A 26,804-nucleotide genomic window follows, 5' to 3' on the forward strand; every position below is an offset into this window, starting at 1 on the left:
AGTGAACTGAAATGCTTCAGGACAAAGACCGTATTTTCACCAATCTCTACGGCTTCCATTCGCCGGACCTGCAGGCCGCGAAGATGCGCGGCGCCTGGGACGGAACGAAGTTCCTCCTGGAAAAGGGGCGCGACTGGATCATCGACGAGATGAAGAAGTCCGGCCTGCGCGGCCGCGGTGGCGCAGGCTTCCCGACCGGCCTGAAATGGTCGTTCATGCCCAAGCAGTCGGACGGGCGCCCGCATTATCTCGTCGTCAATGCCGACGAGTCGGAGCCCGGCACCTGCAAGGACCGGGAGATCATGCGGAACGATCCGCATCTGCTGGTCGAGGGCTGCCTGCTCGCGTCCTTCGCGATGGGCGCCCATGCGGCCTATATCTATATCCGCGGCGAGTATATCGCCGAGCGGCATGCGCTCCAGCGCGCCGTGGATGAAGCCTATGAGGCGAAGCTGATCGGCAAGGACAACATCCACGGCTATCCCTTCGATCTCTACGTGCACCAGGGCGCAGGCGCCTATATCTGCGGCGAAGAGACGGCGCTTCTCGAAAGCCTCGAGGGCAAGAAGGGCATGCCGCGCCTGAAGCCCCCGTTCCCGGCCAATATGGGCCTCTATGGCTGCCCGACCACGGTGAACAACGTGGAGTCAATCGCGGTCGCGGGCACCATCCTGCGCCGCGGCGCCTCCTGGTTCTCCGGCATCGGCCGCCCGAACAACGTCGGCACGAAGCTCTTCTGCGTGTCCGGGCATGTGAACAAGCCCTGCAACGTCGAGGAGGCCATGGGCCTCACGTTCCGCGAGCTGATCGACACCCATTGCGGCGGCATCCGCGGCGGCTGGGACAACCTGCTGGCGGTCATCCCGGGCGGATCCTCGGTCCCCTGCGTGCCGGCCGATCAGATCATCGACGCCTATATGGATTTCGACACGCTGCGGAATCTCAAGTCCGGCCTTGGCACGGCGGCCGTGATCGTGATGGACAAGTCCACGGACATTGTCCGGGCGATCACCCGCATCTCGTATTTCTACAAGCATGAGAGCTGCGGCCAGTGCACACCGTGCCGTGAGGGCACAGGCTGGATGTGGCGCGTGCTGACCCGCATGGCCGAAGGGCGCGCCCAGAAGCGCGAGATCGACATGCTTCTCGAAGTGTCGACCCAGATCGAAGGCCACACCATCTGCGCGCTCGGCGACGCAGCGGCCTGGCCGGTCCAGGGCCTGATCCGCCACTTCCGGCACGAGATCGAGAAGCGGATCGACGATTATGCGGCGAACCCGCATTCCGAACCCGTCATGATTGCGGCGGAGTGAGAGTGAAGATGGCTAAGATCATCGTTGACGGCGTCGAGGTCGACGTCCCGCCGGAATACACCCTGCTTCAGGCGGCCGAGGCGGCGGGAGCCGAAATTCCGCGCTTCTGCTTCCATGAGCGGCTGTCGATTGCCGGTAATTGCCGCATGTGCCTCGTTGAGGTGAAGGGCGCCCCGAAGCCGGTGGCCTCCTGCGCCTGGGGCGTGCGCGACTGCAGGCCCGGTCCCAATGGCGAGCCGCCGGAAATCTCGACCAAGTCGGTGACGGTCAAGAAGGCGCGGGAAGGGGTGATGGAGTTTCTCCTCATCAACCACCCGCTCGACTGCCCGATCTGCGACCAGGGCGGCCAGTGCGACCTGCAGGACCAGGCCATGGCCTATGGGGTGGACACTAGCCGCTACCACGAGAACAAGCGCGCGGTGCCCGACAAGTATCTCGGCCCGCTGGTCAAGACCTCCATGAACCGGTGCATCCACTGCACCCGGTGCATCCGCTTCACCACCGAAGTGGCGGGTGTGCCGGACCTCGGCGCCATCTGGCGCGGCGAGGACATGGAGATCACGAGCTATCTCGAGCGGGCGCTCGGCTCGGAGCTGCAGTCGAACGTGGCGGATCTCTGCCCGGTCGGCGCGCTCACCCATAAGCCCGAGGCGTTCCATTACCGTCCGTGGGAGCTCTCCAAGACCGATTCCATCGACGTGATGGATGCGGTCGGCTCCTCCATCCGGGTCGATTCCCGTGGCCGTGAGGTCATGCGCATCCTGCCGCGCGTGAACGAGGACGTGAACGAGGAGTGGATCACCGACAAGGCCCGCCACGTCGTGGACGGCCTGCGCCTGCAACGCCTCGACCGTCCCTTCGTGCGGGTGGACGGCCGGCTCCGCCCGGCCTCCTGGCAGGAGGCCTTCGGGGCTATCGCCGCAAAGCTCAAGGGAACGGATCCGAAGCGGATCGGCGCCGTCGTGGGCGATCTCGCGGCGGTCGAGGAGACCTTCGCGCTCAAGCTGCTCATGGACAGCCTCGGCGTCGCGAACATCGACTCGCGTCAGGACGGCACCGTGCTGTCCCCGGCCTATGGGCGCGCCTCCTATCTGTTCAACGCGACCATCGCGGGCATCGAGGATGCCGACGCGATCCTCATCGTAGGCTCCAACCCGCGCATCGAAGCGTCGCTCGTCAACGTGCGAGTCCGCAAGCGCTGGCGCGTTGCGCCGCCGCCGATCGCCCTCGTAGGCGAGGAGGTCGATCTTACCTATCCCTACACCTATCTCGGCGCTGGGCCCGATACCCTCGCGGAGATCCTCTCGGGCCGCCACAGCTTCGCAGAGGCACTCAAGGGGGCCGAGCGGCCGCTCGTCATCGTGGGGCAGGGGGCGCTTGCCCGTCCGGACGGCCTCGCGGTTCTGTCCCTTGCGGCTCAGGTGGCTCAGACCTACGGCGCCGTGAAGGAGGGCTGGAACGGCTTCTCGGTGCTGCATACGGCAGCCGCCCGGGTCGGCGCCCTCGATCTCGGCTTCGTGCCGGGGCAGGGCGGCCTCACGGCCCAGCAGATGGCGCAGGGCGGCGTGGACGTCCTCTTCAACCTCGGGGCCGACGAGATCGCCGTCGCGCCGGGCGCCTTCGTGATCTACCAGGGGACCCATGGCGACCGTGGCGCCCACCGGGCCGACGTGATCCTGCCGGCTGCGACCTATACGGAGAAGTCCGGCACCTACGTGAACACGGAAGGCCGGGTGCAGATGGCCAACCGAGCCGCCTTCGCGCCGGGCGAAGCCCGCGAGGACTGGGCGATCCTGCGCGCCCTCTCGGACGTGCTCGGCCACCGTCTGCCCTTCGACTCGCTCAACGCCCTGCGCGCCAAGCTCTACGAGGCCCATCCGCATTTCGCCGCCATCGACCGGATCGCTCCGGCGGATGTGGGCGCAGCGGTGCAGGCCCTGGCGGGGCTAGGCGGAACGCCCGGTCGCGAGCCTTTCGTGAGCCCGATCAAGGACTTCTATCTGACGAACCCGATCGCCCGGGCGTCCGGAGTCATGGCGGAGTGCTCGGCGCTCGCCCATGAGCGCCGGCTCGAGGCGGCCGAGTAAGGAACAGGACCATGGAAACCTCCGACATGCTCCTCGCGGTTGCGATCATGCTGGGCAAGAGCCTGCTCATGCTGGTCGCGCTGCTGATCTTTATTGCCTATGCGCTTCTGGCCGACCGCAAGGTCTGGGCGGCCGTGCAGCTGCGCCGCGGCCCGAACGTGGTCGGTCCCTGGGGCCTGCTGCAATCCTTCGCCGACCTTCTGAAGTTCGTCCTCAAGGAACCGGTGATCCCGGCGCCCGCCAACAAGGGCATGTTCCTGCTCGCCCCGTTGGTCATGTGCACCCTGGCCCTCGCGGCCTGGGCCGTGATCCCGCTGAATGCCGGCTGGGCCATTGCCGACATCAATGTCGGTATTCTTTATATCTTTGCGATCTCGTCGCTCGGCGTCTACGGCGTCATCATGGGCGGCTGGGCTTCGAACTCAAAATACCCGTTCCTCGGCGCCCTGCGCTCGGCGGCCCAGATGGTGTCCTACGAAGTCTCCATCGGCTTCGTGATCGTCACGGTGCTCATGTGCGCCGGCACCCTGAACCTCTCCAAGATCGTGGAGGCGCAGAATTCGAGCCTCGGCATCCTGGGCTGGTACTGGCTGCCGCTCTTCCCGATGTTCGTGGTGTTCTTCATCTCGGCCATGGCCGAGACGAACCGCCCGCCCTTCGACCTGCCGGAGGCGGAATCGGAGCTCGTGGCCGGCTATATGGTCGAGTATTCCTCGACCCCGTACCTGCTGTTCATGCTCGGCGAATACGTGGCCATCATGACCATGTGCGCGCTCGGCACGATCCTGTTCCTCGGCGGCTGGCTCTCGCCGATCCCGTTCGCGCCCTTCACCTGGGTCCCGGGCGTGATCTGGTTCGTGCTCAAGGCGAGCTTCCTGTTCTTCCTCATCGCGATGGTGAAGGCCCTGGTGCCGCGCTACCGGTACGACCAGCTGATGCGCCTCGGCTGGAAGGTTTTCCTCCCTCTCTCGCTCGCCATGGTCGTCATCGTGGCCGGCGTCCTGATGCTGACCGGCTCCGCGCCGGGCATGCGGTAACGTGAAGGAGATCGGCTCATGAAGCTCGATCAGGTCGCTAAGTCGCTCCTCCTGAAGGAGTTCGTGGCCGGCTTCGTGCTGACCATGAAGTACTTCTTCAAGCCCAAGGCGACGATCAACTATCCGTTCGAGATGGGCCACCGCGGGCCCCGCTTCCGGGGCGAGCATGCCCTGCGCCGCTACCCCAACGGGGAAGAGCGCTGCATCGCGTGCAAGCTCTGCGAGGCGATCTGCCCCGCTCAGGCCATCACCATCGAAGCCGGTCCGCGCCGGAACGACGGCACCCGCCGCACGACCCGCTACGACATCGACATGGTGAAGTGCATCTATTGCGGCATGTGCCAGGAGGCCTGCCCGGTGGACGCCATCGTGGAGGGGCCGAATTTCGAGTTCTCCGTGGAGACCCGCGAGGAGCTTTACTACGACAAGGCCAAGCTTCTCGCGAACGGGGAGCGCTGGGAGCGTGAGATCGCGCGGAACATCGCGAAGAACGCCCCTTATCGGTAATCGTCCGCTGCCCGGAGAGGGCAGGGGGCAAACAGGTCCGGCGGGTTGTTCCCTCCGGATTCGCGCATTATAGACGGGCCGCCGGAACCACCGGCGCCACCTTGGGAAGGGGCCGCGGCGACGCGGCTTAAGCTTGAAGCATGACGGTCACTGCCGCCTTCTTTTACCTCTTTGCGACCATCACGGTCGCGTCGGGATTCATGGTGATCGCGTCGCGCAATCCCGTGCAATCGGTGCTGTTCCTCATCCTGGCCTTCGTCAACGCGGCGGGGCTGTTCCTGCTGATGGGGGCCGAGTTCCTGGCGATGATCCTGGTCATCGTCTATGTGGGCGCCGTGGCCGTGCTCTTCCTCTTCGTGGTCATGATGCTCGACGTGGACTTCGCCGAGCTGCGCCAGGGCTTCCTGCAATACCTGCCGGTCGGGGCGCTGATCGGGGTCGTCTTCCTGCTTGAGCTGATCCTCGTCATCGGCGCCTATGTGGTCGATCCGAACCTGGTCCGCACCGCTGCCGTGCCGATCCCGTCGCCGGAGGTCATGACCAATACGGAGGCCCTCGGCCACGTTCTCTACACCCGCTACTTCTACTTCTTCCAGGCCGCAGGTCTGATCCTGCTGGTGGCCATGATCGGCGCCATCGTGCTGACGCTGCGTGAGCGCGTCGGCGTGCGGCGCCAGGACATTTCCCGGCAGAATGCCCGGACCCAGGAGGAAGCCGTGCAACTGCGGAAGGTTCCCTTCCGCCAGGGCCTCTAAGGAGGGCATGCGATGGCCATCGGACTCGGACATTATCTCACCGTCGGCGCCGTGCTCTTCACGCTTGGCGTGTTCGGGATTTTCATCAACCGGAAGAACGTGATCGTCATCCTGATGTCGATCGAGCTGATCCTGCTCGCCGTGAACATCAACATGGTGGCGTTCTCCACACACCTGAACGACATCGTCGGCCAGGTCTTCGCCCTGCTGATCCTCACGGTTGCGGCGGCGGAGGCAGCCATCGGCCTCGCCATTCTGGTGGTGTTCTTCCGCAACCGCGGCTCCATCGCGGTTGAAGACGTCAATATGATGAAGGGCTAAGCCCGAGCGGATCGATCATGTATCAAGCAATCGTCTTCCTGCCGCTCGTCGGCTTCCTCATTGCGGGCCTATTCGGCCGGATCATCGGGCCGCGTCCCAGCGAGATCATCACCACGGCCCTGCTTGTGGTGGTCGCTGCACTTTCCTGGGTTGCCTTCATCCAGGTCGGGTTCGGCGATGGCGCGACCCGCGTCCCGGTCGCCCAGTGGATGACCGTCGGCGACCTGAACGTGGACTGGTCCTTCCGCATCGACACGCTCACGGCCGTGATGCTGGTGGTGGTGAACACGGTTTCGGCCCTCGTGCACCTCTATTCCATTGGCTACATGCACGAGGATCCGCACCGTCCGCGCTTCTTCGCCTACTTGTCGCTCTTTACCTTCGCCATGCTCATGCTGGTGACCTCCGACAACTTGGCGCAGATGTTCTTCGGCTGGGAAGGCGTGGGTCTCGCGAGCTACCTGCTGATCGGCTTCTGGTATCATAAGGAATCGGCCAACTCGGCCGCCATGAAGGCCTTCATCGTCAACCGCGTCGGCGATTTCGGCTTCATCCTTGGCATCTGCTTGGTCTTCGTGCTGTTCAACAGCATCGCGTTCGACCAGATCTTCCCGCGGGTGGCGGATTTCGCCGAGAACCGTTTCCACTTCCTCGGCATGGACTGGAACGCCCTGACGATCACCTGTCTGCTGCTCTTCATGGGCGCCATGGGCAAGTCCGCGCAGTTCCTGCTGCACACCTGGCTCCCGGACGCCATGGAGGGCCCGACCCCGGTCTCCGCCCTCATCCATGCGGCCACCATGGTGACGGCCGGCGTGTTCATGGTCGCGCGCCTGTCGCCGATCTTCGAATATGCGCCCGCCGCGCTCACGGTCGTCACCGTCATCGGCGCCATCACGGCCTTCTTTGCCGCGACCGTTGGCCTCGTCCAGAACGACATCAAGCGGGTCATCGCCTATTCGACCTGCTCGCAGCTAGGCTATATGTTCGTCGCCCTCGGGGTCGGCGCCTATGGGGCTGGTGTTTTCCACCTCTTCACGCACGCCTTCTTCAAGGCCCTGCTGTTCCTCGGTGCCGGCTCGGTCATCCATGCGATGCACCACGAGCAGGACATCCGCAGCATGGGCGGCCTGCGGCGCTACATTCCCTTCACGACCGCCATGATGGCGATCGGGACCCTGGCGCTGACCGGATTCCCGTTCACGGCCGGCTATTATTCCAAGGATGCGATCATCGAGGCAGCTTTCGCCTCGCATTCCTCGGCCGGTAACTTCGCCTTCCTGGCGACCGTGATCGCGGCCTTCATGACGTCCTTCTACTCCTGGCGCCTGTTCTTCATGACCTTCGAGGGCGGCGCCCGCTGGGCCGACCCGCATCACCAGCATGCGAGCGCTCACGAGGGCGTGGAGCATGATGCAAGCGGCCATGACGTGGAGGCCGCCTCCCATGCGGACCACGAGCATAATGGCCATGGCGCGCATCGGCCCCATGAGAGCCCGCTTGTGATGCTGGTGCCCCTGGCGGTCCTCGCTCTCGGTGCCCTAGTGGCCGGTGTCGTCTTCCACGATGCCTTCCTCGGTCACGGCTATGAGGCCTTCTGGAAGGGTGCGCTCTTCACCCGGCCCGATAACCATATCCTCGAGGAGATGCATCATATCCCTGGCTGGGTGCCGCTGCTCCCGACCGTCATGATGATCCTCGGCTTCGTGCTCGCGGTGTACATGTACATCGTCGACACCAAGGTCCCGGTGCAGCTCGCGACCGATCACCCGATCCTTTACCGCTTCCTGCTCAACAAGTGGTACTTCGACGAGATCTATGACGCGATCTTCGTCCGCCCGGCGATCCGACTCGGCCGCATCCTGTGGCGCACAGGCGACCAGCGTATCATCGACGGCCTCGGCCCGGATGGTGTCTCGGCCCGCGTCCTCGACATCACGCGCGGCGCGATCCGTATCCAGACCGGCTACGTGTACCACTATGCCTTCGTGATGCTGATCGGCGTCGCCGTCCTCGTGTCCTTCTATCTCTTCAGGGGAACGCATTAATGCTCGGGTTCGGCATCCTCTCCGGACTTCTCGTCCTTCCCCTCGTCGGGGCGGCCTTCATCCTCACCCTGAGGGGCGACAGCGAGGCGGCGCGCAGCAATGCGCGCTGGATCGCGCTGGCGACGACTGTCCTGACGTTCATTCTGTCTCTGGTCGCCTGGAGCCGGTTCGACTCGACGTCATCCGCATTCCAGCTCGTCGAGAGCCATGTGTGGATGACTGACACGATCCGGTTCAAGCTGGGCGTGGACGGCTTCTCGATGCCGTTCATCCTGCTGACGACCTTCCTGATGCCGTTCTGCATCGTGGCATCCTGGGAATCGATCACCCATCGGGTGAAGGAATATTTCGTCGCCTTCCTGGTCCTCGAAATGACGATGATCGGCGTCTTTGCGGCGCTGGACCTTGTCCTGTTCTACCTGTTCTTCGAGGCGGGCCTCATTCCGATGTTCCTCATCATCGGCATCTGGGGCGGCAAGCGGCGCATCTATGCGAGCTTCAAGTTCTTCCTCTACACGCTCCTCGGCTCCGTGCTGATGCTGCTGGCCATCATGGCCATGTACTGGGCTGCCGGCACCACGGACATCCCGACACTGCTGAAGTTCAAGTTCGCCGCGAACCTCCAGACCTGGCTGTGGCTCGCCTTCTTCGCGTCCTTCGCGGTGAAGATGCCCATGTGGCCGGTCCATACCTGGCTCCCTGACGCGCACGTGGAAGCGCCGACGGCTGGATCGGTGATCCTGGCCGCGATCCTCCTGAAGATGGGCGGCTACGGTTTCATCCGGGTGTCGCTGCCCATGTTCCCGGACGCGTCGACCTACTTCGCTCCGCTGGTCTATTCGCTCTCTGTGGTGGCCATCATCTACACCTCGCTCGTCGCGATGGTGCAGGAGGACATGAAGAAGCTCATCGCCTATTCGTCCGTGGCGCATATGGGCTTCGTGACCATGGGCCTGTTCAGCATGAACCCCCAGGGCATCCAGGGCGCCATGTTCCAGATGATCTCCCACGGCCTGGTCTCGGGCGCGCTCTTCCTCTGCGTCGGCGTGGTCTATGACCGCCTGCATACCCGCGAGATTTCCGCCTATGGCGGCCTCGTATCGCGCATGCCGGTCTACGCGGTGGTCTTCCTGATCTTCACCATGGCCAATGTGGGGCTGCCCGGCACTTCCGGCTTCGTGGGCGAGTTCCTGACGATCATCGGCGCCTTCCGGTCGAATACCTGGGTGGCCCTGTTCGCCGCCTCGGGCGTCATCTTCTCGGCGTGCTACGCGCTCTGGCTCTATCGCCGCGTGGTCTACGGGGCGCTGACCAAGCCGTCGCTCCAGTCCATGACGGATCTGAGCGGCCGCGAGATGCTCACCCTGATCCCGCTGGTCCTGCTCGTCATCTATTACGGCGTGCAGCCCGGCCCGATCCTCGACACCTTCGCGGCGCCGACGAACGCTCTCATGCAGGGCTATCAGGCCGCTCTCGAAACCGTGAAAACGGCCGCTGCCTTCGCACACTGAGGTTACGATGAATACCGTCCTCGCCTTCCCCGCCCTTGGACCTGCGCTGCCGGAGATCATTCTGGCAGCCGGTGCCTTGGTTCTGGTCCTGTTCGGTGCCTTCCGGGGCGAGCGCTCGACCGATGCCATGAACGTCATCGCCCTGGTGCTGCTGGCCCTGGCCTTCGTCGCGGTGCTGATGCTGCCCTCCGTCCACACGGAGACCATGAGCGGCTCGTTCGTGGTGGATTCCTTCGCGAAGTTCATGAAGGCGCTGACCCTCATCGCGTCCGCGGGCGGGGTGATCCTGTCCATGGACTACATGCGGCGGGAGGGGATTGCGCGCTTCGAGTACCCGATCCTGATCGTCCTCTCGACCATCGGCATGCTGATGGTGATCTCGGCGAACGACCTGATTGCGCTCTATCTCGGCCTTGAGCTGCTCAGCCTGTCGTCCTACGTGATCGCTGCCTTCGACCGGGACAATGTCCGCTCGACGGAGGCCGGTCTGAAGTACTTCGTTCTGGGCGCGCTCTCGTCCGGCATGCTGCTCTACGGTGCCTCGCTGGTCTACGGCTTCACCGGAACGGTCTCGTTCCCGACCATTGCTGGCTCGCTCCATGGCGAGGTCAGCAGCGGCCTCATCTTCGGCCTCGTCTTCGTGGCGGCCGGCATCGCGTTCAAGATTTCGGCCGTGCCGTTCCATATGTGGACGCCTGACGTCTATGAGGGCTCGCCCACACCCGTGACGGCCTTCTTCTCGGCCGCGCCCAAGATGGCCGGCATGGCCATGGCGGTCCGTGTCTTCATCGATGCGTTCCCAGGCATCCTGGACCAGTGGCAGCAGATCATCGTCTTCATCTCCATCGCGTCGATGGCGCTGGGCTCCTTTGCGGCCATCGGGCAGCGTAACCTGAAGCGGCTGATGGCCTATTCGTCCATCGCCAATGTGGGCTACGCGCTGATCGGTCTCGCGGCCGGGACGCCTGAGGGCATTCAGGGCGTCGTCATCTACATGGCAATTTATCTTGCCATGACGCTCGGCACCTTCGCGGTCATCTTGGGCCTGCGCCGTGGCAATGTGATGTTCGAGCAGATCGAGGATCTCTCGGGCATTGCCCGCACGCACCCGGTCCTGGCCTTCTGCCTGGCGATGATGATGTTCTCCCTCGCGGGCATTCCGCCGCTGGCCGGGTTCTTCGCGAAGTTCGCGGTCTTCAACGCGGCCATCAACGCACACCTCGTGGCGCTCGCCATCATCGGCGTGGTCACGAGCGTCGTCGGGGCTTACTACTACCTTCGGATCGTCAAGGTCATGTATTTCGATGAGGCCGGCGAGCGCTTCGACGTCATGCCGGCGGGCGTGAGGCTCGTCCTGGGCCTCTCCAGCGTCTTCGTGGTGCTGTACGTGTTGGTTCCGGCGCCTCTGAACGCAGCCGCGGCCGCCGCTGCGCGGTCCCTGTTCTGACGTGCACCTTTCGCGCGAGACCGAGAACGCCGGCTACAGGCTTATCTCGCTCGAAGCGACGGGTTCGACGAACGACGATGTGCTCGAAGCCACCCGGCGCGGCGATCAGGGAAAGCTCTGGATCGTCGCGGCCGAGCAGCTGGCGGGGAGGGGGCGGCATGGACGGAAATGGTCCTCGCCGCCCGGCAACCTCTATGCAAGCCTCCTACTAATGGAGCCTTGCGCGGCCGCCCTTGCGCCGCAACTCGGCTTCGTGGCGGGCCTCGCCCTGCACGAGGCCGTCGAGGCCGTAACGGGCATCGGGCATCCACGTCTTGCGCTGAAATGGCCGAACGATCTGCTCCTCGACGGTGCCAAAGTCTCGGGTCTGCTGCTTGAAGGGCACCGCATCGGCCAGGCTCTGGCTATCGTCATCGGCTTCGGCGTGAATGTGGCCTTTGCGCCTGAGGGCACGCCTTATCCGGCCGTCGCCCTGCAGGCGCTGAAGCCGAGTTTGAACCGGGAGGATGTATTTGCTGCCCTTGCGGACGCTTTTGCCCGCACCCTTTCGGCCTGGCAGGGCGCCGCACGGCTGAGCCCGTCCGATCCCTTCGGGCCGATCCGCCGCCTCTGGCTCGAACGTGCTGCGGGCATCGGGCAGGAGGTCCGGCTCCGGTTGCCCTCCGGGACGAAGGAAGGGCTCTTCGAAGGCCTCGATTCCGGGGGCCGTCTCCGTCTGCGAACCGCGTCCGGGACGGAACTGATCGATGCAGGCGATCTTTATTTTCCTCATTTGCAGCGCGATATACACAAGCCCGTAACGGGCACGACAAGGTCCTGATCAATGGCTTCCTCGAATGACGAACTGGTTTTCTTGCCCCTCGGAGGCTTGGGCGAGATCGGGATGAATGCTGCCCTCTATGGATTCGGCCCGGAACTCGATCGCCAGTGGATCCTCGTCGATTGCGGCATGGGCTTCGGCGGCGAGGAGCATCTCCCGGGGATCGATCTCGTCTATCCGGATCTGCGCTTTATCGAGGAGGAGCGACACAACCTCCTCGGCATCTTCATCACCCATGCCCATGAGGACCATATTGGCGCGCTCGTCGAGATGTGGCCGCGCCTACGCGCGCCCGTCTATGTGACGCGTTTCGCGGCCGGCCTGCTGGAGACCCGTCGTCTTTCGGAGCCGGGCGCACCGAAGATCGAACTTAAGGAAATCGCACCCGGGCAGCGCATTAAAGCCGGGCCTTTCGATATCGAGTACGTCCCAGTGGCGCATTCGATCCCGGAATCGAATGCGCTCGCGATCCGCACGCCTCTGGGCCTCGTGGTCCATACGGGCGACTGGAAGCTCGATCCTACGCCCTATCTCGGGAGCCTCACGTCCGAGGAGACGTTCCGTGCCCTCGGAGACGAAGGGGTGCTCGCGCTCATCTGCGATTCCACCAATGTGGTGCGCGAGGGCGAGAGCCCGAGCGAGGCGGATGTTGCGAAGAACCTCGCAGAGCTCATCAAGGACGCGCCCCACCGGGTCGCGATCACGACCTTCGCGTCGAATGTGGCGCGCATCCGCTCCGTCGCCGAGGCGGCCCGGGAGTGCGGGCGCGAGGTGGTCGTCGTCGGCCGTGCGATGGATCGCGTTATCGATGTCGCGACGGAATGCGGCTATCTCGATGGGCTGCCGGAGTTCCGCAAGGCGGACACCTTCGGATACCTGCCGCGAGACAAGGTGGTTGCACTCCTCACCGGATCGCAGGGCGAGCCCCGTGCCGCGCTCGCCCGCATCGCGCAGGACGAGCATCCGGACATCGCTCTCTCGGCCGGGGACCGGGTGATCTTCTCGTCCAGGGCGATTCCCGGGAACGAGAAAGATATCGGAGCCATCATCAACAGCCTCGTGGACCAGGGCATCGAGATCATTACGGATCGTACGGAGCTGGTGCATGTCTCCGGACATCCCCGGCGCGGTGAACTTGCCCAGATGTATCGCTGGATCCATCCGCAGATCGCCATCCCGGCTCACGGGGAGGCGATGCACCTGAGCGAGCATGCGAAATTCGCCCGTGCCCAGGGCGTCAAGGAGGTGGTCCAGGCCCGCAACGGCACCTTGGTCCGCCTGGCGCCGGGGCCGGCCGAGGTCATCGACAAGATTCCCGCGGGCCGGCTCTACAAGGACGGCAATATCGTGATCGGGGCGGGCGAGAGGGCCTTGCCGGAGCGGCGGAAGCTCGCCTTTGCGGGCATAGTCACGGTCGCCATCGCCATCGACAGCAAGGGCGAGCTGGCCGGGGACCCGATCGTCGACGCCATGGGCCTTCCCGAAAAGAACCGCCAGGGCGAGAATATGCTGGACCTCATTGCCGACACGGTCGGAGACGTGCTGAACGGAATGCCGAAGGGGCGGCGCCGCGATCCGGAGGCGGTCGAGACCGCCGTCCACCGGGGCGTACGGGCAGCCGTCAACGAGGCCTGGGGCAAGAAGCCCGCCTGCCATATCCTCGTCGTTGAGGTATGAGGGGTACGTTTCGAGGAGGAGCAGGATGATCGGCCGTCTCAATCACGTGGCCATTGCGGTGCGGGATCTAGCGGCCGCGTCCGAAGTCTACCGCACGACCCTCGGCGCCGAGGTCTCGTCCCCCGAGGCTCTTCCGGAGCATGGGGTCACGGTGGTCTTCGTCTCGCTCCCCAATACCAAGATCGAGCTGCTCGAGCCTCTCGGGCCGGATTCTCCTATCTCCAAGTTCCTGGAGCGGAGCCCGGATGGAGGCATCCACCACGTCTGCTATGAGGTGGACGACATTGGAGCGGCGCGGGATCAACTGGTACGGAACGGCGCAAGGGTGCTCGGCTCCGGCGAGCCGAAGATCGGCGCCCATGGGAAACCGGTCCTGTTCCTGCATCCCAAGGATTTCCTGGGGACGCTCGTGGAACTTGAGCAAGCGTGAGGCCAAGGCATTGATTCGTACGGTTAAGTTTCTTTCGACGTCCTTCTGGAGCACTTTGGCGGCGGTCGTGGCCATCTCGGCCCTGGCCATTGCGGCGGTCGTCGCAGCGTTCGGGCTCAGGATTTCGGGCGGTACCGCCCTGTACTTCATCATCTGGTGGACGCTGCTCTTCGCCGTCCTGCCTTTCGGGGTGCGCAGTCAGGTGGAGGCCGGGGAGGTGATCAAGGGCAGCGAGCCTGGAGCGCCCGCAGCGCCAGCCTTGCGTGAAAAAGCCTTGTGGACGACCCTTGTTGCGTCCGTGGTCCTTGTCTTCGTGGCCGGCGCTTTGCCGCTCTCCGGCCTGTAATCCCAAAGACAAATTCCGACCAGGCAAGAAAAAAGCAAGGCTTTCGCCTTGCTTGAACTGCCTTTGGCAATTGTTAATCCCTGGCCTTCTATTGCCGTCGCCTGTTGTGGCGCGCGGGGATCTTGTTCCTCCCGAAACTCGGACCGCAACCTCTGACCTGTGACAGGTAAAGACGTTAGCGTTTGCTTTATACGGGCCCGTTTAACGGATGTCACCTTTTTTAGCAGGGGCTGATGCAATTTTCGGCACAATTCCCATTACTCTTTCGTATAAGGGAAGGTGCAGAACCTCCTCTCGGGCGAAGACAGCTTGTCTTTTACTGGGGGGCTGTGTTGTGTGCTTGAAACGAGTCGTCCCTTTGTCCACCCCTCTGTCCGAGCGATCCTGAAGGCGTTCCATGCGTTTGAGCCGCTACTTCCTGCCCACCCTCCGCGAGACGCCGAAAGAGGCGGAAATCGTGTCCCACCGCCTCATGCTGCGCGCCGGCCTGATCCGGCAGGAGGCCGCCGGGATCTATGCCTGGTTGCCACTTGGGCTGCGGGTGCTGAACAAGGTCAATGCCATCATCCGGGAAGAGCAGAACCGGTCCGGCGCCATCGAGCTCCTGATGCCGACCATCCAGTCGGCCGATCTCTGGCGGGAATCCGGGCGCTACGACGCGTACGGCAAGGAGATGCTGCGCATCCAGGACCGGCATGACCGCGAGATGCTCTTCGGCCCCACCAACGAGGAGATGATCACCGAGATCTTCCGGGCCTATGTGCGCTCCTACAAGGACCTGCCGCTCAACCTCTACCACATCCAGTGGAAGTTCCGGGACGAGGTGCGCCCGCGCTTCGGCGTCATGCGCTCCCGCGAATTCCTGATGAAGGACGCCTATTCGTTCGACCTGGACCAGGCAGGGGCCCGCCATTCCTACAACAAGATGTTCGTGGCCTACCTGCGCACCTTCGCCCGCCTCGGTCTGAAAGCGATCCCCATGCGGGCCGATACAGGCCCCATCGGCGGCGATCTGAGCCATGAATTCATCATCCTGGCCTCGACGGGCGAGAGCGAGGTGTTCTGCCACGCGGATTATCTCGACTTCCCCATCCCGCCCGAGACGACGGATTTCGACAATGTCGCCGGCCTTCAGAGCACGGTCGACAAGTGGACCTCCCTTTATGCGGCTACATCCGAGATGCACGATGCGGCCGGGTTCGAGGCGGTGCCGGCGGACAAGCAGATGTCCGCCCGCGGCATCGAGGTCGGACATATCTTCTATTTCGGCACCAAGTATTCGGCCCCCATGGGCGCGAAGGTGATGGGACCCGACGGCCAGGAGCACGAGGTCCATATGGGCTCCTACGGCATCGGTCCGAGCCGGCTCATCGCGGCCATCATCGAGGCGAGTCACGACGAGAACGGCATCATCTGGCCGGAATCGGTGGCGCCCTATGACGTGGCCCTCCTCAACCTGAAGACCGGGGATGCGGCCACGGACGAGGCCTGCGACACCCTCTACCGCCAGCTGACGGCGGCCGGATACGACGTGCTCTACGACGACAGGGACGAGCGTCCCGGCGGCAAGTTCGCAACCGCCGACCTCATCGGCATTCCGTGGCAGGTCGTGATCGGGCCGAAGGGGCTGGCAGACGGCAAGGTGGAGCTGAAGCGCCGCTCGACGGGCGAGCGTGAGCTGCTTCCCCTCGACAGCGTGATCGCCCGACTCGGCAACCGTTCGTAAGAGCGTATGGCCAAGGCAGCGCAAACCGGGACGAAGCCGTTTTCCCTCTTCGAGTGGATGCTTGCCGTGCGCTATCTGCGCACACGGCGGCGGGAAGGTTTCGTCTCGGTCATCGCGGGCTTCTCGTTTCTCGGCATCATGCTCGGCGTCGCGACGCTCATCGTCGTGCTGTCGGTGATGAACGGGTTCCGCAAGGAGCTCCTCGACAAGATCGTCGGCATCAACGGCCATATCTTCGTCGCGCCCATCGAGACGCCGCTGACCGATTACGAGGAGGTCACGCGGCGCATCGCGGCGGTGCCCGGCGTGAAGCGGGCGCTGCCGATCATCGAGGGGCAGGCCTTCGGCTCCTCGCAATATGGCGGCAGCGGCGTCCTGGTGCGCGGCATCCGCGGTGAGGACCTGCGCAACATCTCGCACATCGCCGACAACCTCCGCCAAGGGACGCTCGAGAATTTCGACCAGGACGGCGGCGTCGCCATCGGGCGCAGGCTCGCGGAGGCGCTCTCGATCCAGGCCGGAGACTCGCTGACCCTCATCACCCCACGAGGTGCTTCGACACCGTTCGGAACGGCTCCGCGGATCAAGGCCTATCCGGTCAAGGCCGTGTTCGAGATCGGCATGTCAGAATTCGACTCGAGTTTCGTCTACATGCCGCTCAATGAAGCGCAGAGCTATTTCAACCGGCCGAACGACGTGCAGCTGATCGAGGTCTATCTCGACAATGCCGACCGGGTCGACGAGGCACGGGCCGCCATCGAGGAGGCGGCCGCCCGGCCGATCCTGATGACCGACTGGCGACAGCGCAACCGCACCTTCTTCGGAGCCCTGGAGGTGGAGCGGAACGTGATGTTCCTCATCCTCACCCTCATCGTTCTTGTGGCCGCGCTCAACATCATCTCGGGCCTCATCATGCTCGTGAAGGACAAGTCGAGCGACATCGCGATCCTGCGAACCATGGGCGCGACGCGAGGTGCGGTGATGCGGGTATTCCTCATCACGGGCGCCTCCATCGGCATCGTCGGTACCATTGCGGGCTTCGGCCTCGGCCTTGTTCTGGCGCTCAATGTGGAGAGCATCCGGAATTTCATCTCCTATCTCACCAACACGAACCTGTTTCCGGCGGAGCTCTATTTCCTCAGCCGCCTCCCGGCCGACGTAAACCCGACGGAGGTCATCACCATCCTGGTCATGGCGATGGTTCTGTCCCTTCTCGCCACCCTCTATCCCTCCTGGCGCGCCGCGAAGCTCGATCCGGTCGAGGCGTTGCGCTACGGATAATCCATGTCGTCCGGTCAGACCAAACCTGCCCTCTACCTGTCCCAGGTGCAGCGCCGCTACCCGCAAGGGGAGGGGTTTCTCGAGGTGCTGCGCGGGGCGGACCTGGCGATCTGGCCGGGCGAGATCGTGGCGCTCATCGCCCCGTCGGGAACCGGCAAGTCGACACTTCTGCATGTGGCCGGCCTTCTGGAGAAGCCGGATGGGGGCGAGGTCTTTGTCGGAGGCCGGCCGACCGCCGCCATGAACGATGCGGAGCGCACGCGAGTGCGGCGGGAGGAGCTGGGCTTCGTCTATCAGTTCCACCACCTGCTGCCGGAATTCTCGGCTCTGGAGAACGTGGTGCTGCCACAGCTCATCCGCGGCATGACGAAAGGGGAGGCGCAGGAGCGGGCCACGCAGATCCTGACGTTCCTCGGCCTCGGCAAGCGCCTCGACAACCGGCCGGGCGAATTGTCCGGCGGCGAGCAGCAGCGGGTCGCCATTGCCCGCGCGGTCGCCAACGCACCGCGCCTGCTCCTTGCCGACGAGCCGACCGGCAATCTCGACCCGAACACGGCGGACAGGGTCTTCCAGACCCTCGTGTCCATCGTGCGCGCCTCCAAACTCGCCGCCCTCATCGCCACCCACAATCTCGACCTCGCCGCCCGCATGGACCGCCGCGTGACCATCCGCGACGGGCTGATCGTGCAATTGCCGTAGCGGCCGCCGCACTCCTTCATCCTGACACGCTGGTGTTTATGGGTTTCCCCGCTTTGCGTGGCCCTTCGGGTCGGGCTCTGCGGCACGGCCCCGGAATGACCAGGGGCGGGCACGAGGCGGCGATGGCGCCATGACGGCACGCCGCTTCGTCCTCCGGGCGGTGAGGCCCGGAGGAGACAGCAGGATCGAGGGGGACGAGAGGATCGCTCCGGCTCTGTTGGGATGAGGTGAAATGCGGTGAGCCGAAGCGTCAGCGCGCACGGTTTGTTTCGGCGGACCGGCCGCGAGAGGTCCACGTACTGCCCGGACGCGGCGTCGCGTTCAGGGACGCGAGCGGCGCCGGGCCAGCCCGGACCTCCGGCTGTGCCGGGGCCACCTGCCCAGTCTCGTGCGTAAGAGACTGCCGCAGGACCGTTCCGCTCCCCGCATTCGGCGACGCCTCGCGAGCGCGCCCCTCGGCGGGAGCAGATGTGTAAGGATATAGCTTAGCTTGACCAGCCTGTCAAGAACGAAAGAAGAACATACGGCGCCGCCTTTTACCTCTCCCGGGTGGGACAGGTCGGTGCGGAGCACCGGGTGAGGGTTGCGGCGTCTCCGGAGAGGGCACGCCCCTCACCCCTGCCCCTCTCCCCATGGGAGAGGGAGATGCGCGGCGGAGAGGTTGCGCACGATAGCGACGTGCTGCGCCCTGTTTCCCTCCCCCTTGTGGGGAGGGTGAGGGTGGGGGTGTCGGCGCAGGACTCTCAGAACGTAGCGCTCACCCCCACCTCTCCAACTCTCTCCCACCGCAAGTCGGGTGTTCCCGACTTGCGTTTGATGGGAGCGCATCTCAGGAACACCTGAGATCCGTCGGGGAGAGGGCCGGATAGCGCCTCCCGCGAACTTCTGTGATCCACAGGGGAAGAGCAGCGCGGCGCCTCCCGCTCACCCGAAATCCGTCGGAGAGGCGCCGAGCATGCTCCATTGTCCACGGCACCGAGATCTGCGTTGTGCGTCGGCGTGGTGAGGATCGTTGGCTTACCCGCAACCCGCCCTCGGCTCACGTTCCGTCACGTTAAGACTCCATTGACTCACCCGGCAGGGGAGCAATATCCACGGCTTTACACAGAACATACACCGAACAATGATGAACCTATCAGGAACACGGAGGACATCATGCTTCGCACCATTCTCGAAACGGCAGCCGAAATCGCATCCCTGGCCATGTTCGGTTCCGCCATCGCCCTGTGGGCCCTGGCCCTCGCGCCCATGGCCTGAGGCTTGATTCACAGGAACGACGTCCTCGGCAAGGTTTGGGTGAGGAGAATCGTGCCACAATACGCGCCGTACCAAGTGCAGTTTCCGAGTTGGGTCCTATGGCGCGCGTTCTTCACGATATCGGCTTCGTGCATCTGCATGTGCACTCCTCATATTCGCTGCTCGAGGGGGCCCTGAAGATCGCGCAGCTCGCGAAGCTCGCGGCGGCGGACCGGCAGCCGGCGCTGGCTCTTACCGACACCAACAACCTCTTCGGCGCGCTCGAATTCTCCGAGAAGCTGGCCGGATCCGGGATCCAGCCCATCGCGGGCGTCCAGCTCTCGGTCTGCTTTGAAGAACCGGACCCAGTGGCGCGGATCGTGCCCCAGCCCGCCAATGTGGTGCTTCTGGCGCAGACGGAGGAGGGCTATCGCAACCTCATGCGCCTGGTGAGCCACGCCTATTTCGGCGTGCCGCTTGGAGAGGCGCCCCGGGTTTCCGCCCCCGACCTCGCCCGACACAATGAGGGCCTGATCGCTCTGACGGGCGGCTTCACGGGCCCCCTCGATTCAGCGCTCCGTATCGGCCGGGAGGAACTCGCCCAGGCGCGTCTCGACGTTCTCAAGGACGCCTTCGGGCATCAGCTCTATGTGGAGATCCAGCGCCACAGCCTCGACGAGGAGAGGGCGGTCGAGCCCGCCCTGATCGGTCTTGCGGACCGGAACGGCCTGCCCATCGTCGCGGCGAACGAGCCGTTCTTCTCCGCGCCCGGCGATTATGAGGCCCACGATGCCCTGCTCGCCATCGCCGAGGGGCGCATCGTGTCGGACGACAACCGGCGGCGGCTCTCGCCGGAGCACAATTTCAAGACGCGCCGGGAGATGATGGAGCTGTTCGCGGATCTGCCCGACGCGCTTCAGGCGAGCGTCGAGATCGCGATGCGCTGCTCGACCCGCGTGCGGACGCGCAAGCCCATCCTGCCGAATTTCGGGACCGGGCCCGATGCGGCTGCCCTGGACGAGGGCGAGGAGCTGCAGCGCCAGGCGGAGGAGGGGCTCGCCAAGCGCCTTGCCGCGCACGGCCCTGCACCGGGGCTGACCGAGCAGGATTACCGCGACCGTCTCGCCTTCGAGGTCGGCATCATCCGCAAGATGAAGTTCCCCGGCTACTTCCTCATCGTGGCCGACTTCATCAAATGGGCGAAGGATCACGACATTCCCGTCGGCCCGGGCCGTGGCTCGGGCGCGGGCTCGCTCGTCGCTTATGCGCTTACCATCACGGATCTCGATCCGCTTCGCTTCAGCCTGCTGTTCGAGCGCTTCCTCAACCCGGAACGCGTGTCGATGCCGGACTTCGATATCGACTTCTGCGTCGAGGGGCGCGAGCGGGTCATCGAATACGTGCAGCAGCGCTACGGCGAGGAGCAGGTGGCGCAGATCATCACGTTCGGAACGCTGCTTGCCCGCGGCGTTCTGCGCGACGTGGGTCGCGTGCTCGAAATGCCCTATGGGCAGGTCGACAAGCTCACCAAGCTGGTGCCGCAGAACCCGGCCAATCCCGTGACGCTTGCCCAGGCCATCGAGGGCGAGCCGAGGCTTCAGGCCGCCCGGGACGAGGAGCCGGTCGTCCGGCGCATGCTCGACATCGCGCAGAAGCTGGAGGGGCTTCATCGTCACGCCTCGACCCACGCGGCCGGCGTGGTGATCGGCGACCGTCCGCTCCAGGAACTGGTGCCGCTCTACCGAGACCCGAAGACCGGCATGCGCGTGACCCAGTTCAACATGAAATGGGTCGAGCAGGCAGGCCTCGTGAAGTTCGACTTCCTCGGCCTCAAGACCCTGACGGTTCTGCGCACGGCCGTCGACCTCATCCGGCGAAAGGGAATCGAAGTCGATCTCTCGGCCCTGCCCCTCGACGACCGCAAGACCTACGAGATGCTGCAGAGGGGCGAGACGGTCGGCGTGTTCCAGGTGGAATCGGCCGGCATGCGCAAGGCTCTCGTCGAGATGGAGACCGACCGCTTCGAGGACATCATCGCCCTCGTGGCCCTCTACCGCCCGGGCCCGATGGCCAATATCCCGGTCTATTGCGCCCGCAAGCTCGGCAAGGACGAGCACAACAAGAGGGACTGGTATCCGCACGACAAGCTGGAGCCGATCCTGCGCGAGACCTTCGGCATCATCGTCTACCAGGAGCAGGTGATGGAGGTCGCCAAGGTGCTGGCGGGCTACTCGCTCGGCGACGCCGACCTGCTCCGCCGCGCCATGGGCAAGAAGATCAAGGCCGAGATGGATGCCCAGCGCGAGCGCTTCCTCTCCGGCGCCGCGAAGGACGGGCTCGACAAGGCGAAGGCCAACGAGATCTTCGACCTCCTGGCGAAATTCGCCGATTACGGCTTCAACAAGAGCCACGCGGCGGCTTACGCGCTCGTGGCGTTCCAGACCGCCTATCTCAAGGCCAATCACACGGTCGAGTTCCTGGCCGCGTCCATGACGCTCGACCTCGACAACACCGACAAGCTCTCCGAATTCCGCCGTGAGGCGCAGCGCCTCGGCATCAGGGTCGAGCCGCCTTCCATCAACCGCTCCGGCGTGGTGTTCGACGTGAAATACGACCCGGACGGGTCCGGCGCGATCCTCTACGCCCTTGCGGCTGTGAAGGGCGTGGGCCGTCAGGCCATCGAGGCCGTCGTCGAGGCCCGGGGCGATAAGCCCTTCACGAGTCTGGCCGACTTCGCGAGGCGCATCAATCCGCGCATGATCAACAAGCGCACCCTCGAAAACCTGATCGCGGCCGGCGCCTTCGACGAGCTGGAGCCCGACCGGGCCAGGGCCTGCGCGGCCGTGGACGCCATGATGAGCCTGGCCCAGCAATGCCACGAGGCGGCGAATGGCGGCATGGCGGACATGTTTGGCGGCGTCGCGTCCGCGGACGTGCAGCTGCGCATCCCGGCTTATGAGCCCTGGCCGGCGGCCGAGAAGCTCCAGAAGGAATACGATGCGGTCGGCTTCTTCCTCTCGGGCCATCCCCTCGACGAGTATGGCGACCTGCTGAAGAAACTCCGGGTCCAGACCTGGGTCGAGTTCTGCCGCTCGGTGAAGGCGGGTAACTCAGTCGGCCGGGTCGCCGCCACGGTCCTCGACCGCCAGGAGCGCCGGACCAAGACCGGCAACAAGATGGGCATCCTGACCCTGTCGGATCAGACGGGCCAGTTCGAGGCCATTCTGTTCTCGGAAGGCCTGCAGCGCCTGCGCGACATCCTGGAGCCCGGCAACGCGGTGGTCCTCATGCTCCAGGCCGGCCTCGAGGGCGAGGAGGTGAGGGCGCGTATCGGCATGGCCGAGCTTCTGGAGGAGGCGATCTCCAAGCACCAGAAGGGGATGCGGATCTTCCTGCGCGACGAGCGCCCCATCGGCAGCGTCTTCGAGCGGCTCAAGGCCCGCGGCGAGGGCGAGGTCTCCCTGGTTCTGATCCTCGACGACGGCGACCGGGAGGTGGAGGTGAGGCTCCCGGGCAAGTACATGGCCACCCCCCAGATCGCCGGAGCGCTGCGCGCGGTGCCGGGGGTCGTGGACGTGCATATCAACTGAGAAGAGGCGCGACGCGATTCCCTCCCCCTTGTGGGGAGGGCCAGGGTGGGGGTGCCGGTGCTGAACTCAATCCAGCTTGGCGCTCACACCCCCACCTCCAACTCCTCCCCACAAGGGGGAGGAGAGAAGGGTGGGCTTCCCGCGTCATTCCGGGACAGCGTAGAGCGCTGGGCCCGGAACCCATAATCGCTGACGGTGCAGGATCGGGTGCAGCGGTTATCAGAGTTCTTTATTCTGAGGCGCTAGTGTTTATGGGTTCCGGGCTCGCCTGCGACGCCCCGGAATGACGCGGGAACACCCTCTTCCTGCTTGCGTTTCCACGCCTAAACCCCTATATGCGCGCCTATTCCACACGCGGAGCCTGCTTCATGAAGCTATGAGGCGTCCCGGTGGCCGGCAGGGCCGGTCCACTGCTCCGCGGAGGCTCAACCGGAGAATAAACTATGGCGCTTCCTGAATTTTCGATGCGCAGCCTCCTTGAGGCTGGCGCCCATTTCGGCCATCAGGCCCACCGCTGGAACCCGAAGATGGCTCAGTACATCTTTGGTACCCGCAACAACATCCACATCATCGACCTGGCCCAGACGGTCCCGATGCTGCACCGCGCCCTCCAGGCCGTCAGCGACACGGTGGCCAAGGGCGGCCGCGTGCTCTTCGTCGGCACGAAGCGCCAGGCTTCCGATTCGGTCGCCGATGCGGCCAAGCGTTCGGCCCAGTACTACGTGAACTCCCGCTGGCTCGGCGGCATGCTGACCAACTGGAAGACCATCTCGGGCTCGATCTCGCGCCTGCGCAAGGTCGACGAGATCCTCGCCGGCGGCGGCCAGGGCCTCACCAAGAAGGAGCGTCTCATGCTCTCCCGCGAGAAGGAGAAGCTCGAGCGCGCCCTTGGCGGCATCAAGGACATGGGCGGCACGCCCGACCTGATCTTCGTGATCGACACCAACAAGGAGCAGCTCGCGATTCAGGAGGCCAAGCGCCTCGGGATCCCGGTGGCGGCCATCGTCGACACCAACTGCGATCCGGACGGCATCACCTTCCCGGTCCCGGCCAATGACGACGCCGGCCGTGCGATCTCGCTCTATTGCGACCTGATCTCCCGCGCGGCTCTCGACGGTATCTCCCGCAGCGCCGGCGCCATGGGCATCGATATCGGCGCGTCCGAGAACCCGATGGTCGAGGAGCTCCCGGCGAACGAGGGTGCCGCTTCCGCCGAGCAGGACGAGCAGTTCGAGCGCCTGGCGGCTCCCCGCGGCGCCCCGGACGACCTGACCAAGCTGACGGGCGTCGGTCCGCAGCTCGAGAAGAAGCTCAACGAAGCCGGTATCTTCCACTACTGGCAGCTCGCCGCCATGAAGCCGGCGGACGTGGAGCAGCTCGACAAGGACCTGAAGCTGAACGGTCGTGTCGACCGCGACGGCTGGATCAACCAGGCCCGTTCGGCGATCGAGGCGGCCTAAGCAGGCCCGGCGCCATGACGAACGGCGCCACCCGACCGTGATCGATCAGCCCGGCGTTCCCTGGACGCCGGGCTCCCTCTATGTATGAACCTGCGAAAGGACGAGCCATGGCGAACATTACCGCTGCGATGGTGAAGGAGCTGCGCGACAAGACCAGCGCCGGCATGATGGACTGCAAGACCGCTCTCGCCGAGACCAACGGCGACATCGAGGCGGCCGTCGACTGGCTGCGCAAGAAGGGCCTGTCCAAGGCCGCCAAGAAGGCCGGCCGCGTGGCCGCCGAGGGCCTCGTGGCCGTGGAATCCTCCGGGCACACCGCCGCCATCGTCGAGGTCAACTCGGAGACGGACTTCGTCGCCCGCAACGACAGCTTCCAGGCCTTCGCGCGCGAAGCCGCCAAGATCGCCCTCATGGGCGACGGCACGGTCGCGTCCCTCGAGGCTGCGCACTTCCCGGGTTCGCAGACCACCGTGAAGGACCGCCTCCAGGAGCTCATCGCCACCATCGGCGAGAACATGACCCTGCGCCGCGTCGCGAGGCTCACGGTCTCCCAGGGCGTGATTGCGACCTATGTCCATAACGTCGTCGCCGAAGGCCTCGGCAAGATCGGCGTTCTCGTGGCGCTGGAATCCGAAGGCGATGTCGACGCGCTGAGCGCCCTTGGCCGTCAGATCGCCATGCATGTCGCGGCGACGAACCCGGTTGCGGTCGACGCCTCCGGCATCGATGCCGCCACGGTGGAGCGTGAGAGCGCGATTCTCCGCGAGAAGAACGCCGGCAAGCCCGACAACGTGCTGCAGAAGATCGTCGAGAGCGGCCTGAAGAGCTACTACAAGGAGGTCACCCTCCTCGAGCAGTCCTTCGTGCACGATCCGTCGAAGACCGTGGCCCAGGTCCTCAAGGAGGCCGAATCCAAGGCCGGTAAGCCGGTGGTCCTGAAAGGCTTCGTCCGCTATGCCCTCGGTGAGGGCATCGAAAAGGAGGAAGCTCCTGATTTTGCTGCGGAAGTTGCCGCGGCGGCCGGCACGAAAGCCTGAGGCCTCTTCTCTTCTCAAACGGCGGCTCTTCAGCCGCCGTTTTCATGAGAGCCCGGGAATGCTTCACTTAACGGAAGGGATGTCCCTTCCGGGAGCATTCCATCCACAAGAAAGAGAGGTCTGGCAGTGACGAAATTCCGGCGCATCCTGGTGAAGCTTTCCGGCGAGGCCCTGATGGCCCCCGACGGCTACTGGCTCGATCCTCAGACCCTTTCGGGCCTGGCGGAGGACCTGGCGGATGCGACCCGCGCCGGATTCGAAATCGCCCTGGTCCTCGGCGGCGGCAACATCATCCGCGGCGCGCGGATGAGCGCCGCCGGCTGGATCGACCGGCCCACGGCCGACGCGATGGGCATGCTCGGGACGGTCATGAACTCGCTCGCCATCGAGACCGCCCTGAACGCCGCCGGCGTCTCGGCCCGCACCATGGCGGCCGTGTCGATGCCCACGATCTGCGAGACTTATGCGCGCCAGCCGGCCCTGCACCACCTGGACAAGGGACAGGTGGTCGTCCTGGCCGGCGGGACCGGCAATCCCTTCTTCACGACCGATACGGCCGCCGTGCTCCGGGCCGCGGAGCTGCGCTGCGACGCGGTGCTGAAGGCGACCCAGGTGGACGGCGTTTACTCCGCCGACCCCAAGAAGGACCCCTCGGCCGTTCGCTACGACCGCATCACCCATGACGAGGCGATCGCCAAGGACCTCAAGGTCATGGATACCGCCGCCTTCGCGCTTGCCCGCGAGAGCCGGCTTCCGATCATCGTCGGGTCCGTTCACGCCCCTTCGTCGATCACGTCGATCCTCAAGGGCGAGGTGCGCTCGACGGTCGTGGCCCCTTGATGCAACCTTCAGGGAAGCGTAAGCCCGTTGAAATAGTTCGAGTTGGGATCAATCACGATGGCAACGACTTTTGACCTCGAAGACGTGAAGCGCCGCATGCAGGGCGCGATCAACGCGTTCAAGCACGACCTCGGCAGCCTCCGGACCGGCCGCGCCGCGCCGAGCCTCCTCGACCCGATCCAGGTCGACGCCTATGGCTCGATGATGCCGATCCCGCAGGTTGCGACCGTGAGCGTGCCGGAGCCGCGCCTGCTCAGCGTCCAGGTCTGGGACCGGGGCATGGTGAGCGCCGTCGAGAAGGCAATCCGCGAATCCGATCTCGGCCTGAACCCGCAGACGGAAGGGCAGGTCATCCGCCTCCGGATTCCGGAGATGAACGAGCAGCGCCGCAAGGAAATGGTCAAGGTCGCGCACAAATACGCCGAAGAGGCCCGCGTGGCGATCCGCCATGTCCGCCGGGACGGCCTCGACCTCCTCAAGAAGCTCGAGAAGGACGGCACCATCGGCGAGGACGACGCCAAGCGCCAGAGCGACCAGGTCCAGAAGGCGACCGACCAGTTCGTGGCCGAGGTCGAGACGGTGCTGACCGCCAAGGAAAAGGAAATCATGCACGTCTGATTTCAGGACGGCATGCGG

21 protein-coding genes are annotated in these 26,804 nt (G+C 64.8%); all 21 read left to right on the top strand.

Annotated elements, in window-relative coordinates; translation table 11 throughout:
• Nucleotides 1–11: 11 nt before the first annotated feature.
• The 21 genes from nuoF (at nucleotide 12) to frr (ending at nucleotide 26,786) form a co-directional block, all read left to right on the top strand.
• Nucleotides 12–1,313, top strand: a complete 1,302-nt coding sequence (nuoF, locus tag C4E04_RS09285) for an NADH-quinone oxidoreductase subunit NuoF (protein WP_109596956.1) — start codon at nucleotides 12–14, stop codon at nucleotides 1,311–1,313.
• Between the two features lie 8 nt (nucleotides 1,314–1,321).
• The gene (nuoG, locus tag C4E04_RS09290; protein WP_109596958.1) at nucleotides 1,322–3,400 is read left to right on the top strand and encodes an NADH-quinone oxidoreductase subunit NuoG; all 2,079 of its coding nucleotides are present in this window, start codon (nucleotides 1,322–1,324) and stop codon (nucleotides 3,398–3,400) included.
• A gap of 11 nt (nucleotides 3,401–3,411) precedes the next feature.
• Nucleotides 3,412–4,437, top strand: a complete 1,026-nt coding sequence (nuoH, locus tag C4E04_RS09295) for an NADH-quinone oxidoreductase subunit NuoH (RefSeq protein WP_109596960.1) — start codon at nucleotides 3,412–3,414, stop codon at nucleotides 4,435–4,437.
• 18 nt (nucleotides 4,438–4,455) lie between these two features.
• Nucleotides 4,456–4,944, top strand: coding sequence for an NADH-quinone oxidoreductase subunit NuoI (gene nuoI, locus C4E04_RS09300; RefSeq protein ID WP_109596962.1), 489 nt, complete (start codon nucleotides 4,456–4,458; stop codon nucleotides 4,942–4,944).
• Nucleotides 4,945–5,084: 140 nt separating this feature from the next.
• Nucleotides 5,085–5,699: an NADH-quinone oxidoreductase subunit J gene (locus tag C4E04_RS09305; RefSeq protein WP_109596964.1), complete on the top strand. Its 615-nt coding sequence runs from the start codon at nucleotides 5,085–5,087 to the stop codon at nucleotides 5,697–5,699.
• Between the two features lie 12 nt (nucleotides 5,700–5,711).
• The gene (gene nuoK / locus C4E04_RS09310) at nucleotides 5,712–6,020 is read left to right on the top strand and encodes an NADH-quinone oxidoreductase subunit NuoK (protein WP_109596966.1); all 309 of its coding nucleotides are present in this window, start codon (nucleotides 5,712–5,714) and stop codon (nucleotides 6,018–6,020) included.
• 17 nt (nucleotides 6,021–6,037) lie between these two features.
• Nucleotides 6,038–8,068 (top strand): NADH-quinone oxidoreductase subunit L, encoded by a 2,031-nt coding sequence (nuoL, locus tag C4E04_RS09315; protein WP_109596968.1) that lies wholly within the window; start codon nucleotides 6,038–6,040, stop codon nucleotides 8,066–8,068.
• Nucleotides 8,068–9,579 (top strand): NADH-quinone oxidoreductase subunit M, encoded by a 1,512-nt coding sequence (locus C4E04_RS09320; protein ID WP_109596970.1) that lies wholly within the window; start codon nucleotides 8,068–8,070, stop codon nucleotides 9,577–9,579. The genes nuoL and C4E04_RS09320 overlap by 1 nt, the downstream gene beginning before the upstream one ends.
• A gap of 7 nt (nucleotides 9,580–9,586) precedes the next feature.
• Nucleotides 9,587–11,026 (top strand): NADH-quinone oxidoreductase subunit NuoN, encoded by a 1,440-nt coding sequence (gene nuoN, locus C4E04_RS09325; RefSeq protein WP_109596972.1) that lies wholly within the window; start codon nucleotides 9,587–9,589, stop codon nucleotides 11,024–11,026.
• A gap of 1 nt (nucleotide 11,027) precedes the next feature.
• A complete protein-coding gene (locus C4E04_RS09330; protein ID WP_109596974.1) occupies nucleotides 11,028–11,846 on the top strand; it encodes a biotin--[acetyl-CoA-carboxylase] ligase in 819 nt (272 codons plus the stop codon).
• Between the two features lie 3 nt (nucleotides 11,847–11,849).
• Nucleotides 11,850–13,523 (top strand): ribonuclease J, encoded by a 1,674-nt coding sequence (locus tag C4E04_RS09335; RefSeq protein WP_109596976.1) that lies wholly within the window; start codon nucleotides 11,850–11,852, stop codon nucleotides 13,521–13,523.
• A 25-nt stretch (nucleotides 13,524–13,548) separates the two neighbouring features.
• Nucleotides 13,549–13,953, top strand: coding sequence for a methylmalonyl-CoA epimerase (mce, locus tag C4E04_RS09340; protein ID WP_109596978.1), 405 nt, complete (start codon nucleotides 13,549–13,551; stop codon nucleotides 13,951–13,953).
• 10 nt (nucleotides 13,954–13,963) lie between these two features.
• A complete protein-coding gene (locus C4E04_RS09345; protein WP_245416278.1) occupies nucleotides 13,964–14,299 on the top strand; it encodes a DUF1467 family protein in 336 nt (111 codons plus the stop codon).
• Between the two features lie 397 nt (nucleotides 14,300–14,696).
• A complete protein-coding gene (gene proS, locus C4E04_RS09350; protein ID WP_109596982.1) occupies nucleotides 14,697–16,025 on the top strand; it encodes a proline--tRNA ligase in 1,329 nt (442 codons plus the stop codon).
• Nucleotides 16,026–16,031: 6 nt separating this feature from the next.
• The gene (locus C4E04_RS09355) at nucleotides 16,032–17,306 is read left to right on the top strand and encodes a lipoprotein-releasing ABC transporter permease subunit (protein WP_109596984.1); all 1,275 of its coding nucleotides are present in this window, start codon (nucleotides 16,032–16,034) and stop codon (nucleotides 17,304–17,306) included.
• A 3-nt stretch (nucleotides 17,307–17,309) separates the two neighbouring features.
• Nucleotides 17,310–18,005 carry an ABC transporter ATP-binding protein gene (locus C4E04_RS09360; protein WP_109596986.1) on the top strand — a complete coding sequence of 232 codons (696 nt, stop codon included), beginning with the start codon at nucleotides 17,310–17,312 and terminating at the stop codon, nucleotides 18,003–18,005.
• Nucleotides 18,006–19,360: 1,355 nt separating this feature from the next.
• Nucleotides 19,361–22,831 (top strand): DNA polymerase III subunit alpha, encoded by a 3,471-nt coding sequence (dnaE, locus tag C4E04_RS09370; protein ID WP_109596990.1) that lies wholly within the window; start codon nucleotides 19,361–19,363, stop codon nucleotides 22,829–22,831.
• A gap of 443 nt (nucleotides 22,832–23,274) precedes the next feature.
• Complete coding sequence (locus tag C4E04_RS09375; RefSeq protein WP_109596992.1) at nucleotides 23,275–24,291, top strand: 30S ribosomal protein S2; 1,017 nt, start codon at nucleotides 23,275–23,277, stop codon at nucleotides 24,289–24,291.
• A gap of 107 nt (nucleotides 24,292–24,398) precedes the next feature.
• Nucleotides 24,399–25,328 (top strand): translation elongation factor Ts, encoded by a 930-nt coding sequence (tsf, locus tag C4E04_RS09380; RefSeq protein WP_109596994.1) that lies wholly within the window; start codon nucleotides 24,399–24,401, stop codon nucleotides 25,326–25,328.
• 174 nt (nucleotides 25,329–25,502) lie between these two features.
• Nucleotides 25,503–26,168: a UMP kinase gene (gene pyrH / locus C4E04_RS09385; protein ID WP_245416311.1), complete on the top strand. Its 666-nt coding sequence runs from the start codon at nucleotides 25,503–25,505 to the stop codon at nucleotides 26,166–26,168.
• A gap of 57 nt (nucleotides 26,169–26,225) precedes the next feature.
• On the top strand, nucleotides 26,226–26,786 hold the full coding sequence (gene frr, locus C4E04_RS09390) for a ribosome recycling factor (RefSeq protein ID WP_109596998.1): 561 nt from the start codon (nucleotides 26,226–26,228) through the stop codon (nucleotides 26,784–26,786).
• Nucleotides 26,787–26,804 lie beyond the last annotated feature (18 nt).

It is taken from the genome of Microvirga sp. 17 mud 1-3, assembly GCF_003151255.1.
Taxonomy (GTDB): domain Bacteria; phylum Pseudomonadota; class Alphaproteobacteria; order Rhizobiales; family Beijerinckiaceae; genus Microvirga.

What these genes read in the sequence shown, in the direction of transcription:
- mce (WP_109596978.1), top strand. Translation starts at nt 13,549, where the DNA reads ATGATCGGCCGTCTCAATCACGTGGCCATTGCGGTGCGGGATCTAGCG.
- frr (WP_109596998.1), top strand. Translation starts at nt 26,226, where the DNA reads ATGGCAACGACTTTTGACCTCGAAGACGTGAAGCGCCGCATGCAGGGC.
- C4E04_RS09355 (WP_109596984.1), top strand. Translation starts at nt 16,032, where the DNA reads ATGGCCAAGGCAGCGCAAACCGGGACGAAGCCGTTTTCCCTCTTCGAG.
- C4E04_RS09335 (WP_109596976.1), top strand. Translation starts at nt 11,850, where the DNA reads ATGGCTTCCTCGAATGACGAACTGGTTTTCTTGCCCCTCGGAGGCTTG.
- nuoK (WP_109596966.1), top strand. Translation starts at nt 5,712, where the DNA reads ATGGCCATCGGACTCGGACATTATCTCACCGTCGGCGCCGTGCTCTTC.
- C4E04_RS09320 (WP_109596970.1), top strand. Translation starts at nt 8,068, where the DNA reads ATGCTCGGGTTCGGCATCCTCTCCGGACTTCTCGTCCTTCCCCTCGTC.
- nuoN (WP_109596972.1), top strand. Translation starts at nt 9,587, where the DNA reads ATGAATACCGTCCTCGCCTTCCCCGCCCTTGGACCTGCGCTGCCGGAG.
- nuoI (WP_109596962.1), top strand. Translation starts at nt 4,456, where the DNA reads ATGAAGCTCGATCAGGTCGCTAAGTCGCTCCTCCTGAAGGAGTTCGTG.
- nuoF (WP_109596956.1), top strand. Translation starts at nt 12, where the DNA reads ATGCTTCAGGACAAAGACCGTATTTTCACCAATCTCTACGGCTTCCAT.
- C4E04_RS09375 (WP_109596992.1), top strand. Translation starts at nt 23,275, where the DNA reads ATGGCGCTTCCTGAATTTTCGATGCGCAGCCTCCTTGAGGCTGGCGCC.
- C4E04_RS09360 (WP_109596986.1), top strand. Translation starts at nt 17,310, where the DNA reads ATGTCGTCCGGTCAGACCAAACCTGCCCTCTACCTGTCCCAGGTGCAG.
- pyrH (WP_245416311.1), top strand. Translation starts at nt 25,503, where the DNA reads ATGGCCCCCGACGGCTACTGGCTCGATCCTCAGACCCTTTCGGGCCTG.
- nuoL (WP_109596968.1), top strand. Translation starts at nt 6,038, where the DNA reads ATGTATCAAGCAATCGTCTTCCTGCCGCTCGTCGGCTTCCTCATTGCG.
- nuoG (WP_109596958.1), top strand. Translation starts at nt 1,322, where the DNA reads ATGGCTAAGATCATCGTTGACGGCGTCGAGGTCGACGTCCCGCCGGAA.
- dnaE (WP_109596990.1), top strand. Translation starts at nt 19,361, where the DNA reads ATGGCGCGCGTTCTTCACGATATCGGCTTCGTGCATCTGCATGTGCAC.
- proS (WP_109596982.1), top strand. Translation starts at nt 14,697, where the DNA reads ATGCGTTTGAGCCGCTACTTCCTGCCCACCCTCCGCGAGACGCCGAAA.
- tsf (WP_109596994.1), top strand. Translation starts at nt 24,399, where the DNA reads ATGGCGAACATTACCGCTGCGATGGTGAAGGAGCTGCGCGACAAGACC.
- nuoH (WP_109596960.1), top strand. Translation starts at nt 3,412, where the DNA reads ATGGAAACCTCCGACATGCTCCTCGCGGTTGCGATCATGCTGGGCAAG.
- C4E04_RS09305 (WP_109596964.1), top strand. Translation starts at nt 5,085, where the DNA reads ATGACGGTCACTGCCGCCTTCTTTTACCTCTTTGCGACCATCACGGTC.